The organism is Bradyrhizobium sp. USDA 4504, assembly GCF_054063995.1.
Genome location: NZ_JBSSGV010000001.1, coordinates 2922935 through 2936187 on the forward strand (window position 1 = coordinate 2922935; position 13253 = coordinate 2936187).

Below are 13253 nucleotides of genomic sequence, written 5' to 3' on the forward strand. Positions count from 1 at the left end.
CGAAAGCTCAACACAGGTCAGGATTCAGGATTCCATATTGGCTTTCCGCCTGCGGGAAGGGTTCCTGCGTCTTGCGGCCCAGAAACGTGCTGGCGCGGCTTTCGGCGAGGAGCTTGCGCGCGTGCTCGACGACCCGGATCATCCGCTCGGTATCGTCGAGATCACGGTAATTGGAAAGACGATAGATTTGCCGCTCGATGGGCATGACGTACTCCCTGTTATGCAGGCGGGAGCACAATCGGTCTCTCAGCCACCGACGCCTACGGGCAGAGCCTTGGCCGGTGATGAGGAGACAACAAACCTCGACCAGGAAAGTTGCCAACGAAGTGCTGTGCCGGAAGCCCGAGGCGCCGGAGATGGCATTCGGCCAAGCGACAGGCGCCGACGGGCAACTCAGCAAAACAGTTCCTACGGCGTCCTGCCGGATCGGACGCGGCCAGCCCGCGGCGCGTGCACCGATCTGCGTTGAGCTCGCCGGCTATTCGGCGACGCTCATCTGCTTGCACAAGATCCCGAGAGCCTCCGCACACCCGCGCGGCTTGGTTACCACGGGGAGGTGCGCATACTTCTCGGGCAGCGTGCTGGGGTCGTAGCCGGTATACAGGGTGACCGGTGTTCCCATCGCAAGCAGGGTGTCGATCAACTTGTAGGACGAGGTTCCATTGACGTTGATGTCGATCAGCGCGCCGGACGCTCCGGACGCGTGCGGGCGGGCTTCGTCGATCGAAGCGAACGGGCCGACGACGTGATAGCCGGCCTGTCGTGCCAGCGTGGCACAGTCATCGGCAATGAAATACTCGTCCTCCACGATCAAGATCGTACGCATAGCAGTACCTCTGCCAGTTGATCTTCGCGGATGATCGAGGCGTTAACGTTCTCCCGCCGGTTGGGTTTCCCAGCCGCGTCGTTCCGCGCACCGTTAGGACAGCGGTCATGGCCCATTTCAAAGAGCGGGAATTCAAGGCGGAGGGTGGTCCCGATTTTCCAGGCGCGCGCCGTCAGCTACCGGCCACCAGCAACCCGACGTACAGCCAGAGTACAATTGTCACAGTGATCGTTGCGGCGAAAAAGTAGCGGTCGATGAGATTCATCAACTGCACCTTCGGCTGACTATGGCGGATATCGAATCGCGGTCGAAACATCAGTCGCTGCCGCTTGTCATCTCTCTGCCTGGTTCCGGCATTTACATATGAGAGACCGGTGATCCCGCCCGGAGATGGCTCGTTTGCCGATGCCGAAGAACAAACCAGTCGCCGTCACCGCTAGGGTGTGCGGGTGCGCGGCTCCAAGGCGGCAAACGAAGGAACGAGGGTCGGCGCCTGCGGTTGGAGCCGGCGAACGCAATGCATCAGCCAAGAACCGCAGCCAAGAACCGCCGCCGCTATCGCTGCCCGACGTCCCGCCCGGCCCCGCCATCAGTCGAGCACGATCATCACCGGCGGATCAACCTGTAGCTGTTGTGATAGTTTTGGGGAGGAGTTGGCTCCATGAAAGCAACCATCGAACAAAGAACGACCGCCGGCAATCTCGACCTGCTCGACCGCTACTGGCGCGCCGCCAATTACCTTTCGGTCGGGCAAATCTATCTTCTCGACAATCCGCTGCTCGGCGAGCCGCTGCGCAAGGAACACATCAAGCCCCGCCTGCTCGGCCATTGGGGCACCACGCCGGGCCTGAATTTCGTCTATGCCCATCTCAACCGGGTCATTCGCGCGCTCGATCTCAGCGTCATCTACATTTGCGGTCCGGGACACGGCGGTCCGGGCATGGTGGCGAACACATATCTCGAAGGCACCTATAGCGAGATCTATCCCGATGTCGGCCGAGACATGGACGGTCTGCGCAAACTGTTCCGGCAGTTTTCCTTCCCCGGCGGTATCCCAAGCCACGCAGCACCGGAAACGCCCGGCTCCATCCATGAGGGTGGCGAACTCGGCTATTCGCTGGTCCACGCCTATGGCGCGGCATTCGACAATCCCGATCTGATCGTGGCCTGCGTCGTCGGCGACGGCGAGGCGGAAACCGGTCCGCTCGCTGCATCGTGGCACTCGAACAAGTTCCTGAATCCCGCGCGTGACGGCGCGGTGCTGCCGATCCTGCATCTCAACGGCTACAAGATCGCCAATCCGACGCTGCTCGGGCGGATGGGCGACGAGGAAATCCGCAGCCTCTTTCGCGGCTACGGACATGAGCCGCTATTCGTCGAGGGCGACGATCCGATGCCGATGCATCGCGCCATGGCCGCTGCCCTGGATGAGGCGCTTGCAGCCATTCACAAGATCCAGACCGAGGCGCGCGGCGGCAAACGATCGGAGCAGCCACGCTGGCCGATGATCGTGCTGCGCAGTCCGAAGGGCTGGACCGGTCCGAAGGAGGTCGACGGGCTCAAAGTCGAGGGCTTTTGGCGCGCGCACCAGGTGCCGATCGCGCAAGTCCGCGACAACCCCGAGCATCTCAGGCTGCTTGAAGACTGGATGCGCAGCTATCATCCCGAGGACCTGTTCGACAAGGACGGTGCGCTGATCCCGGAGCTCCAGGCCCTCGCCCCGACCGCGAACCGCCGGATGGGCGCTAATCCGCATGCCAATGGCGGCCTTCTGAAACGTGAGCTCCGGCTGCCGGACTACCGCGCATTTGCCGTCGACGTGAAGCAGCCGGGTCAGGCGATCGCCGCAGCGACCCACGAACTTGGAAAATACCTGCGCGATGTCCTCAAGCTGAATGCCGATGCCGGCAATTTCCGCATCATGGGACCCGACGAAACCTCATCGAACCGGTTGGATGCCGTATTCGAAGCCACAGACCGGGTCTGGATGGAGCCGACCGAGCCGTATGATGTCCATCTCGCTCAAGACGGCCGTGTCATGGAGGTCCTCAGCGAGCACCTCTGCCAGGGCTGGCTGGAGGGCTATCTATTGACCGGACGCCATGGCTTCTTCTCCTGCTATGAAGCGTTCATCCACATCGTGGATTCGATGTTCAACCAGCACGCCAAATGGCTGAAGGTCTCGCGCCAATTGGCCTGGCGGCGTCCGATCGCCTCGCTCAACTATCTGCTGACGTCGCATGTCTGGCGCCAGGATCACAACGGTTTCAGCCACCAGGATCCCGGCTTTGTCGATCTGGTCACCAACAAGAAGGCCGACATCGTCCGTGTCTATTTCCCGCCCGACGCCAACACGCTGCTATGGGTCGCCGATCACTGCCTGCGGACCTACGATCGGATCAATGTCATTGTCGCCGGCAAACAACCGTCCGCGCAATGGCTTTCGATGCAGGACGCCGCCACCCATTGCGACGCCGGCATTGGCATCTGGACGTGGGCCGGAACCGGAGATGCCACAAGCGAGCCCGATGTCGTGATGGCTTGCGCGGGTGACGTTCCGACGCTGGAGACGCTCGCCGCCGTTGATCTGCTGCACAAGGCCCTCCCCGACCTCAAGATCCGCGTGGTCAACGTCGTCGACCTGATGACGCTGCAGCCGAGGCAACAGCACCCTCATGGCCTCAGCGATCGCGACTTCGACAGCCTGTTCACGCGCGATCGCCCCGTCATCTTTGCCTACCACGGCTACCCTTATCTCATCCACCGACTCACCTATGGCCGGGCCAATCACGACAACATGCATGTGCGCGGCTTTGTCGAGGAAGGCACGACGACCACACCTTTCGACATGGTCGTTCTCAATGGATTAGACCGCTATCATCTCGCGATCGAGGTGATCGAGCGCGTGCCGGGGCTCGCCACCAAGGCCGCACAGATCAAGCAAGGATACCGGAACGCCTTGATCGCGCATGCGCGATATGTGCGCGAACATGGCGAGGACATGCCGGAGGTTCGAGACTGGGTCTGGCCGAACGGCACTGGCGGCGCCACACCTGCGGGCGGTTGAGCCATGCCGACGTCCGATGCGGTTCTGGTCGTCAACTCCGGCTCGTCGAGCATCAAGTTCGGCGTTTTCGATGCTTCGCATACCGATCCCGCGCTGCTCTGCAAGGCACAGGTCGACGAGCACGAGGGCGCGTCGCGATTGGTCTTCACCGACCCGGCCGGCCGCGCGTCGTTCGCGTTGGAGCAAGCCGAACCAGATGCGTCGCCCGATCGGCTGTTCGCCGACGTCCTGGCACGGATCGAACATCATCTCGGCCAGCGGCTGCGTGCCGTCGGGCATCGCGTCGTACATGGCGGCCGCGAATTTTCGCGACCGGTCGAAGTCAACCGGACGGTGCTTGCCGTCCTCGACGCCCTCACCCCGCTGGCGCCGTTGCATCAGCCTCGCTGCCTGACGCCAATCCGGGCAATCAGCGCGATCCGGCCGGAACTGATGCAGGTCGCATGCTTCGACACGTCGTTCCATCATGGCCTCGCGCCGCCCGTCAATCGGTTTGCGATCCCGAGACATCTCGAACGCGCCGGCATTCGGCGCTACGGCTTTCATGGGCTCTCCTTTGAATATGTCGCAGGCCGCCTTGCCGACATCTCGCCGGAGTTTTCCGCAAAGCGCACCGTGGTGGCGCATCTCGGCAATGGCGCGAGCCTCTGCGCCATGCGCAACGGCCGGAGCATCGACACCACGATGGGTCTGACGCCGCTCGACGGCCTGGTCATGGGGACCCGTTGCGGCACGATCGATCCGGGCGTTCTGCTTTACCTCCAGCAGCAGAACGGCATGTCGGTCGACGACCTTGAGCAGCTGCTTTATCACCAATCGGGGCTGCTCGGCGTTTCGGGCATCTCCTCCGACATGCGTGTCCTGCTCGCCAGCCAGGAGCCAGCCGCGAAGGAAGCGGTTGATCTCTTCACGTTCCGCATCGCGCAGCAGGTCGTCGCGATGGCTGGCACGCTGGGCGGACTGGAATGCCTGGTGTTCACCGGCGGTATCGGCGAGCACGCGGGCGAGGTTCGCAGCCAGGTCTGCGAACGCCTGCGATGGCTGGGTGTTGAGCTCGATCCATGCGCCAACGCCGCGGCAGAGCTGCACATTGCTGGCACGGACAGTTCGGTGGACGTGCTCGTCATGGCGACAAACGAGGAAGCAATGATCGCTCGCCACTGCGCAGCCTTGATCCCGGGAACCTAGGATCGACGAGAGGCGCTCCTGCGGCCGTGGCTAAATCGATGCTTGAAGGACCGTTTGCTTGAGCCGGACGTTGATGTCCCGGAAACCGAAATCGGCAACGGGAGAACGATGATGCCGGAACGAAAGACGATGCAAAAGGCCAGACAGGACCGGCGCGCGGGAAGGTCGACGACCACCCAGGCGGGCGAGTTCGTGCACGAGGAAATTCGCAAGGTTCGCCGCGGCAAGCACGGAGCGCGATCTTCCAAACAGGCCATTGCAATCGGCCTGTCGAAGGCGAGGCGCGCGGGCGTTCCGCTCCGTCCACCCAAGAAAGGCGCGGCCAAGGCGACCACCCGCAAGAGCGCGGAGTACGCCTATGAGGCGGGCCAGGGCAAACGAAAGACCAGACGCAGGCCGCGCGTCTCGCGAGCGGTGTCCAACGTCCTGAAACGGGAATCGCGCAGCGCGGCGTCGCACACGGCGCTGTCGCAACAAACGCGGCGCGCGGCCTCGCGGCGTTCTGCATCGGCCCGCTCGGCCGCGGCACGCAAGGCGGCAAAAACCAAGGGATCGGCCGTTCGTTCGGCCGCAGCAAAGAAAGCAGCCCGCACCAGAGCGCGGCGGCGAAAGTAAGCCCGGCGGTCCGAGAGGACGACGATCGCGATTCACATAGGCAAATGCGGATGCCGGTGATGGGCGCATGGTGCGCGCTGCCGGCTCGGTCTAGACAACGGTGCAGGCGGATGACCCCAGCGTCGGCCCCAGGGCCCGCAAAGGTGCTGGGGTCGTCTCCGCACCGCAAAGGCCCTGACGCACCGGCCCGGCGTCAGGGCCTTCGCCATTCCGAAGCCTGGATCCGAAGCTTGGAAAGGCTCTTGAACGACACGCATCAGCGCCCCTTGAAGCGCGGCTTCCGCCGTCCGAGGAAGGCCGCGACGCCTTCCTTGTGATCCTCGGTCAGGCTCGCCAGCGCGAACTGGTCGAGGTCCATGTGGCTGGCGAGATCGTCGAGCGCATGCGCGAGCCGGTTGACCGTCAGCTTGGTCATCGCGACCGAGATCGGCGGCTGGGCGGCGACCTTGGCCGCGAGCGCCATCGCGGCGTCATATGACTTTCCAGGATCGGTCACCTGCTCCACCAGGCCCCACTCGTAGGCCTCCTCGGCCGAGATCCGGTCGTCGGCCAGGATCACAGCCTGCTTGGTGCGCGCCGGTCCCATCAGATGCAGCATGCGCGGCACGCTCTGCCAGCTCATGTTCATGCCGAGCGCGATTTCCGGCACCCGTATATGCGCGTCGCGCGCCATGACGCGGAAATCCAGCGCGACCGCGAGTGCCACGCCGCCGCCGACGCAAAACCCCTCGATCGCGCCGATCGTGACCTGCTCCATGTCCTGCCAGGCGCGCGTCAGCCGCGGCCCGAGCTTCAGGTGCCGGCGCAGCGTGCCCATGTCCATGGTCTGGCGAGAACGCCCCTCGGCGTCCTTGAGGTCGAAGCCGGCGCTGAACGATTTGGCGCCGCCGGTCAGCACCACCACCGAGGTCTCGCTATCGTCCTCGAAACTGCGCGCCGCGTCGGTCAGCTGCCGCAGCGCCTCCGGCGACAGCGCGTTGATACCGTCGCCGCGGTCGAACCGCACCACGGCGATGCGGCCCTCCGGCCCGAGGCCTTTCTCGATCGTCACATAGTCAACCACGCATACCTCCCCGCTCGCATTCTTGTGTACTGCCTGCCTCGACATAGCACGACGGTTTCGCCTATTCTGTGGGCATGAGCGAACATGATCATCACCACCACGATCACGACCATTCCGAACTGTCGGAGACCGAACTGCGCGTCCGCGCGCTGGAATCGATCCTGACCGAGAAGGGCTATGTCGAGGCTGCCGCGCTCGACGCCATCGTGCAGGCCTATGAGACCAAGATCGGCCCGCATAACGGCGCCCGGGTCGTCGCCAAGGCCTGGACCGATCCCGCCTTCAAGAAGGCGCTGCTCGAGGACGCCAGCAAGGCGGTCGGCACCCTCGGCCATGTCAGCCGGGTCGGCGACCATCTGGTCGCGATCGAGAATACACCCGGCCGCCACAACATGGTCGTCTGCACATTGTGCTCCTGTTATCCCTGGGAAATGCTCGGGCTGCCGCCGGTCTGGTACAAGGCCTCGCCGTATCGCTCGCGCGCGGTCAAGGATCCGCGCGGCGTGCTCGCCGATTTCGGCGTCAGCCTGCCGAAGGAGACGGAAATCCGGGTCTGGGATTCGACCGCGGAGACGCGCTTCCTGGTGCTGCCGATGCGGCCCGAAGGCACCGAGGGCTGGAGCGAAGACCAGCTCGCCGAGCTGGTGACGCGCGATTCCATGATCGGCACCGGCTTTCCCAACAAGCCGGGAGCGCCGTCATGAACGGCGTCCACGACATGGGCGGCATGGATGGGTTCGGCAAGGTCGAGCCCGAGACGAACGAGCCGATGTTCCATGAGGAATGGGAATCCCGGGTGCTCGCCATGGTCCGCGCGATGGGCGCGGCCGGCGCCTTCAACATCGACGCCTCGCGCTTCTATCGCGAGACGCTGCCGCCGCAGGTCTATCTGTCGAGCTCCTACTACAGGAAATGGCTGCTCGGGCTGGAGGCCCTGCTGCTCGACAAGGGCTTCATCTCGAACGACGATGTCGCCGCCGGACGTTCCGTCGCGCCGGCGAAATCGCTCAAGCACGGCAAGTTCTCCGTCGCCGATGTCGAGCGCGTGATGGTGCGCGGCAAGTTCGGCCGCGCCGCGCCGGGACCTGCGAAATTCAAGGCCGGCGATCGGGTGCGGGCGAAGAACATCCATCCCGCCACGCACACACGGTTGCCGCGCTACGTGCGCGGTCACGTCGGGGTGGTCGAGCGCGATCATGGCTGTCACGTATTTCCCGATACGGTGGCCAACGACGCCGGCGAGCATCCGCAATGGCTGTACACCGTCGTGTTCGACGGACGCGAGCTGTGGGGACCGGACTCCGATCCGACCATCAAGGTCTCGATCGACGCGTTCGAGCCGTATCTGGAGGCCGTGTGATGGATGCAGGTGCCGCCGCGCGCGCCACCAGCGCAGTGTCCAGCATTCCCCGCGACCAGGACGGCCCGGTGTTCCGCGCACCGTGGGAGGCGCAGGCGTTCGCCATGGCCTTGACGCTGCATGACCGCGGCGTGTTCACCTGGCCCGAATGGGCCGCCGCACTCGCCGACCAGATCAAGCGCGCGCAGGCCGCCGGCGATCCCGACACCGGCGAGACCTATTACCAGCACTGGCTCGCGACGCTCGAACATCTCGTCGCCGCCAAGGGCGTCACGACGCATGAGACACTGCACCGCTACCGCGACGCTTGGGACCACGCCGCCGACCGCACCCCGCACGGCCAGCCGATCGTGCTGACGGCGGGGGATTTCGAGTAGCCTCGAATGCCATGATTACCTACATGCGCATGCGCGGGTGATGTCATCGCGTGGTGGGTCGCCTTGAATCGCGAACTCATCCTCATCGTCGTCCCGGCGAAGGCCGGGACCCATAACCCCAAATGCAAATTGTTACGCGATGCTGGAACGACGAGTCCCACCCACAACGCCTGCCGCGGCGTATGGGTCCCGGCCTTCGCCGGGACGACGACGGGGAGAGAACCGCGCGCACGGATTCCAGAGACGGGAGTGCTGGAGCCGAGAAGCCGCAGCATACCGGATCGCCCGGTCGAGCCGGGCCTGGGACGATTTCTGGATAATAGAAGAATACCGCTGAGTTGCCCGACGTGTCAAGTTGCCGTGTCGAACGTTGCCGTGTCGAACGCCGGCAGCCGCCGACTCCTTTGCATGGGGTTGTTTTCGATATTTTGGCCGTGCTCCCTGCGGGGCCATCAGTCCACGGTTACGGGCCACCCTGCGCGACGTACTCCCGCCAGCCCTTGGCCCGCAGGCTGCAGGCCGGGCATTCGCCGCAGCCATAGCCCCAATCGTGCTGCGCGCCGCGTTCGCCGAGATAGCAGGTGTGCGAGTGCTCGCGGATCAGGTCGACCAGCCCTGCTCCGCCGAGCTCGTGCGCGAGCCGCCAGGTCGCGGCCTTGTCGAGCCACATCAGCGGCGTGTGCAGCTCGAAATCCCTGGCCATGCCGAGATTGAGCGCGGACTGCAATGCCTTGATGGTCTCGTCGCGGCAATCCGGGTAGCCGGAATAGTCGGTCTCGCACATGCCGCCGATGATGTGGCGGATCCCCCGCCGATAGGCGAGCGCCCCAGCGAAGGTGAGGAACACGAGGTTGCGGCCGGGCACGAAGGTGTTCGGCAAGCCGTCCGCGCCCATTTCGATCGCGACGTCGCGGGTCAGCGCGGTGTCGGAAATCTCGGACAGCGTCGGGATATCAAGCGTGTGGCTGTCGCCGAGTTTCGCAGACCATTCCGGCCGGACCCGCCTGATCCCGGCCAGCAGCTGGTCCCGGCAATCGAGCTCGATCGCGTGGCGCTGGCCGTAGGTGAAGCCGAGCATCTCGACGCGGGCAAAGCGCGACAAGGCCCAGGCAAGGCACGTGGTGGAATCCTGGCCGCCGGAAAACAGCACCAGCGCGGTGTCGGAAGCATTCTGATCGGTCATGGAACGCGATTTAGCACCTGACGGCGCCGTGGCCAATCCGTGGACAGCGTCGCGATTCCGGCGTGTTTTACTGGGATCGGGAGGGGTGTATTGGCATAAAGCCAATACCTCTTTGATGCCGGTGCCCCATGACCCCATCCCGCGACATTTCCCGCCTGATCGAGATCATGGCTGCGCTGCGCACGCCGGTGACCGGCTGCCCCTGGGACCTCGTGCAGAATTTCGAGACCATCGCGCCCTACACGATCGAGGAGGCCTATGAGGTTGCGGATGCGATCACGCGCGGCGATCTCGACGATTTGCGCGAGGAGCTCGGCGACCTGCTGTTGCAGGTGGTCTATCACGCCAGGATGGCCGAGGAGCAGAACGCGTTCGCGTTCGGCGATGTGGTCGAGGCGATCACCAGGAAGATGATCCGCCGTCATCCGCACGTCTTCGCCGACAAGGACGGCAATATCCAGCCGGCCGGCGTCAAGAGCGCCTGGGAACGGATCAAGGCCGAGGAGAAGGCCGAGCGCGCCGCGCGGCGGCCGCCCGAAGAGACTGCGCACAAATCGCTGCTGGCGAGCGTGAAGGCGGGCCTGCCTGCCCTGACGCGCGCGATGGAGCTGCAGCGCAAGGCGTCCACCGTCGGCTTCGACTGGAACGACCCGCGCGCGGTGCTCGCCAAGATCCGCGAGGAGGCCGACGAGATCGAGGCCGCGCTCGACCGCAACGACAAGGCGGAGATCGCGGAGGAAACCGGCGACCTGATGTTCGCGCTGGTCAACCTCGCCCGCCACGTCGACGCCGATCCGGAAGCGGCGCTGCGTGCGACCAACGCCAAGTTCGAGCGGCGCTTTGCCTATATCGAGAAGGCGCTGGCGGCGCAGGGGCGTTCGCTGGAGGGGGCATCGCTGGAGGAGATGGACGCGTTGTGGAATGAAGCCAAAACCGCCGTCGTCCCGGCGAACGCCGGGACCCATACCGCGTGATCTAACGGATAGTCGACGGTATCAATCCCACGCATCGCCAGAGATTCAGCGAGGCGAGCAAGATGCAGAACTTCCGCTGCACTCAACAACGATGGCCGGTGGTCATGGGTCCCTGCTTTCGTGTTTGGTCCCTGCTGATTGGTTGGATGGAATCGGTGTAGAACGAGGCGTGGCTTTTATCATGGAGCGCTTCGCGTCATGGAACTGAGCCTGCATGCGAACGCCACGACGACACCGAAGACGCGTGCCTACATCCAGCGCAGCAGGAAGTCGGTCGCCCAATTGGCGGCCGAGCTGGGGGTCAGCGAGACCACGATTTATCGCTGGCGCAGCCGCACGACGGTCGAAGACCGCTCGCACCGGCCGAAGAACCTCACGACCAGCCTCTCCGCGGTTGAAGAAAGGGCCGTTTGTGAACTACGGACGTCGCTCCAATTGCCGCTGGACGATATCGTCGAGGTGATGCAGCGGTGCATCAATGCCAAGCTGTCCCGCAGCGCGATCCACCGCTGCCTGCAGCGCAACGGCATCAGCCGGCTTGCCAAGCCTGACAAGCCCAGGGCCGGCGTCTTCGAAAGCGCCAGCATCGGCTTCATTCATATCGACGTGAAGTATCTGCCCGCGCTGCAACGCCGCACCAGTTATGCCTTTGTCGCGATCGATCGCGCCACCCGATACGTCTTCGTCGAGATCCATTCCAGGCGAGACGGAACGACCGCGACCGGCTTCCTCGAACGCTTCCTGGCCGACTTTCCGCACGGTGTTCACACCATCCTGACCGACAACGGAGCCGAGTTCACCGACCGCTTCGCCGTCGACAAGAAGAACAAACCGGTCGGGAAGCCTTCCGGCGACCACCCCTTTGATCGGCTCTGCAAGCAGCGCGCAATCGAGCATCGCCTGACCAAGCCCTACCACCCGCAAACCAACGGCCTCGTCGAACGCTTCGACCGGCGCATCGCTGAAGCCATCGGCCGCGAACACAAACGGGGCAGCGCGCGCCGTACCTTTGTCAACCACGCCGACCGCGACACCTTCATCGCCAGGTTCGTCCACGACTACAATCGGACCCGCCTCAAATGCCTCGGCTACCTGGCGCCAATCCAGGCCCTCGCCAATCACACGGGACCGAACACTTTCGCAGGGACGACACCGAGGTTGAGGGCGCAGGCTCAGCCTACAACAGCGTCCCGCGCAGGATCACCGCGGCGACGCCGAAATAGATCACGAGGCCGGTGACGTCGACCAGTGTCGCGACGAATGGCGCGGAGGCGCTGGCCGGGTCGAAGCCGATGCGTTTGAGGATGAAGGGCAGCATCGAGCCGCACAGCGATCCGAAGGTGACGATGCCGATCAGTGCGGTGCCGACGGTCGCTGCGACGAGCACCCAATGCGGGCCGTAGTCGAACAGGCCCGAGCGTCTGCCAGAGCGTGATCCTGACGACGCCGATCAGGCCGAGAATGGCGCCGAGCACGATGCCTGTCGGCAATTCGGCGACACGCCACCAGTCGCGCAGCCGCACCTCGTGCAGCGCCAGCGAACGGATCAACAGCGAGGTTGCCTGGGAGCCGGAATTGCCGCCCGAGCTCATGATCAGCGGGATGAAGAGCGTCAGGACGATCGCCTTCTCGAGCTCACTCTGGTACGACTGCATTGCGGTCGCGGTCAGCATTTCCGACAGGAACAGTGCGCACAGCCAGCCGGCGCGCTTCTTGATCATCTCGCCGAAACCGATCCGCAAATACGGCTCGTCGATCGCTTCCATGCCGCCGAACTTCTGGGCGTCCTCGGTCGATTCCTCGACGATGGCGTCGATGACGTCGTCGACCGTGACGATGCCGAGGATATGGCCGGGGCCGTCGACGACGGCGACGGCGAGCAGGTCGTAGCGCGAGATCAGCCGCGCCGCCTCCATGCGATCGGCCTCCGGCGAGATCATCAACGGCTTCCGCGCCGGCGCCGCGGTCAGCACATTGGCGTGCGGATCGCCCGAGATCAGGCGGCGCAGCGGCACGGCCTGGATCAGGGTCTTCTTGACCGGGTCGATCACGAAGATCGAGTAGACGGTCTCGCGGGTGCGCTCGACCATCCGGATGTGATGCAGGACCTCGGCGATGGTCCAGCTCGAGGGCACGCTGACGAACTCGGTCGTCATGATGCTGCCGGCGCTGCGCTCGGGATAGGCCAACAGCCCCGAGATGACGTTGCGGGTCTCCGGATTGAGCCCGTTCAACAGCGTGGTGCGCAGCGGCTCGACCAGCTCCTTGAAGATATCGGCGGCACGGTCGTCGGAGACGCCCGACAACAGCGAGACCGCGGTATCCTTCGGCAGCTCGGCCAGGATCTCGCAGGTGTTGTCGAGTCCGGGCAGGTCAAGCACCTCGATCGCCTTCTCGGCCGGCAGCGATCGCAGCAGCTTCGCGGCATCCGCGGGCTCCCGGGCATTGAGCGCCTCGACGATTTCGGGCGCCCGCTCCTGGGCAAGATCACCGCTCTGGCCGGCGAGCGTCTCTTTCGTGATGGTTTCGCTGGTGTCCTGCATCGATCCGCCTCGGCTTCGCGTTCTACAGCGCAATGAACCAAGGCGGCGCGGATTTCA

At 64.4% G+C, this 13253-nt stretch carries 13 protein-coding genes and 1 pseudogene; 9 read left to right on the forward strand and 5 right to left on the reverse strand.

Annotation, left to right across the window (positions count from 1 at the left end):
- Positions 1-7: 7 nt before the first annotated feature.
- Together ACVMB1_RS13380 and ACVMB1_RS13385 are read right to left on the reverse strand one after the other, a co-directional pair.
- Positions 8-205: a hypothetical protein gene (locus ACVMB1_RS13380; protein ID WP_057018643.1), complete on the reverse strand. Its 198-nt coding sequence runs from the start codon at positions 203-205 to the stop codon at positions 8-10.
- Positions 206-478: 273 nt separating this feature from the next.
- Positions 479-826 carry a response regulator gene (locus ACVMB1_RS13385; protein ID WP_057018642.1) on the reverse strand — a complete coding sequence of 116 codons (348 nt, stop codon included), beginning with the start codon at positions 824-826 and terminating at the stop codon, positions 479-481.
- 107 nt (positions 827-933) lie between these two features.
- On the opposite strand from ACVMB1_RS13385, the gene ACVMB1_RS13390 reads away from it, so the two are divergent.
- The 4 genes from ACVMB1_RS13390 (at position 934) to ACVMB1_RS13405 (ending at position 5696) form a co-directional block, all read left to right on the forward strand.
- Positions 934-1074, forward strand: a complete 141-nt coding sequence (locus tag ACVMB1_RS13390; RefSeq protein WP_253608582.1) for a hypothetical protein — start codon at positions 934-936, stop codon at positions 1072-1074.
- A 413-nt stretch (positions 1075-1487) separates the two neighbouring features.
- Positions 1488-3893 carry a phosphoketolase family protein gene (locus ACVMB1_RS13395; RefSeq protein ID WP_310884690.1) on the forward strand — a complete coding sequence of 802 codons (2406 nt, stop codon included), beginning with the start codon at positions 1488-1490 and terminating at the stop codon, positions 3891-3893.
- A 3-nt stretch (positions 3894-3896) separates the two neighbouring features.
- Complete coding sequence (locus ACVMB1_RS13400) at positions 3897-5081, forward strand: acetate/propionate family kinase (protein ID WP_310884689.1); 1185 nt, start codon at positions 3897-3899, stop codon at positions 5079-5081.
- 42 nt (positions 5082-5123) lie between these two features.
- Positions 5124-5696, forward strand: a complete 573-nt coding sequence (locus tag ACVMB1_RS13405; RefSeq protein ID WP_310884688.1) for a DUF6496 domain-containing protein — start codon at positions 5124-5126, stop codon at positions 5694-5696.
- 256 nt (positions 5697-5952) lie between these two features.
- Here the strand turns inward: ACVMB1_RS13405 and ACVMB1_RS13410 are convergent, their stop codons facing one another.
- On the reverse strand, positions 5953-6759 hold the full coding sequence (locus ACVMB1_RS13410; RefSeq protein ID WP_310884687.1) for an enoyl-CoA hydratase/isomerase family protein: 807 nt from the start codon (positions 6757-6759) through the stop codon (positions 5953-5955).
- A 74-nt stretch (positions 6760-6833) separates the two neighbouring features.
- On the opposite strand from ACVMB1_RS13410, the gene nthA reads away from it, so the two are divergent.
- The 3 genes from nthA to ACVMB1_RS13425 are packed head-to-tail and all read left to right on the forward strand — an operon-like array spanning position 6834 to position 8496.
- Positions 6834-7463: a nitrile hydratase subunit alpha gene (nthA, locus tag ACVMB1_RS13415; RefSeq protein WP_310884686.1), complete on the forward strand. Its 630-nt coding sequence runs from the start codon at positions 6834-6836 to the stop codon at positions 7461-7463.
- Positions 7460-8119 carry a nitrile hydratase subunit beta gene (nthB, locus tag ACVMB1_RS13420; protein WP_310884685.1) on the forward strand — a complete coding sequence of 220 codons (660 nt, stop codon included), beginning with the start codon at positions 7460-7462 and terminating at the stop codon, positions 8117-8119. Before nthA ends, nthB begins: the two co-directional genes overlap by 4 nt.
- Positions 8119-8496 (forward strand): nitrile hydratase accessory protein, encoded by a 378-nt coding sequence (locus ACVMB1_RS13425; RefSeq protein ID WP_229192093.1) that lies wholly within the window; start codon positions 8119-8121, stop codon positions 8494-8496. Before nthB ends, ACVMB1_RS13425 begins: the two co-directional genes overlap by 1 nt.
- A 463-nt stretch (positions 8497-8959) precedes the next feature.
- Here the strand turns inward: ACVMB1_RS13425 and queC are convergent, their stop codons facing one another.
- A complete protein-coding gene (gene queC / locus ACVMB1_RS13430; protein ID WP_168856406.1) occupies positions 8960-9679 on the reverse strand; it encodes a 7-cyano-7-deazaguanine synthase QueC in 720 nt (239 codons plus the stop codon).
- Positions 9680-9807: 128 nt separating this feature from the next.
- Here queC and mazG point away from each other — a divergent pair, with 128 nt between their 5' ends.
- Together mazG and ACVMB1_RS13440 are read left to right on the forward strand one after the other, a co-directional pair.
- On the forward strand, positions 9808-10653 hold the full coding sequence (gene mazG, locus ACVMB1_RS13435; RefSeq protein WP_057016581.1) for a nucleoside triphosphate pyrophosphohydrolase: 846 nt from the start codon (positions 9808-9810) through the stop codon (positions 10651-10653).
- Between the two features lie 198 nt (positions 10654-10851).
- Positions 10852-11892: an IS481 family transposase gene (locus ACVMB1_RS13440; protein ID WP_456849900.1), complete on the forward strand. Its 1041-nt coding sequence runs from the start codon at positions 10852-10854 to the stop codon at positions 11890-11892.
- Here the strand turns inward: ACVMB1_RS13440 and mgtE are convergent.
- Positions 11831-13196, reverse strand: a pseudogene (gene mgtE, locus ACVMB1_RS13445) (magnesium transporter). The gene ACVMB1_RS13440 and the pseudogene mgtE overlap by 62 nt on opposite strands.
- Positions 13197-13253: the final 57 nt, after the last annotated feature.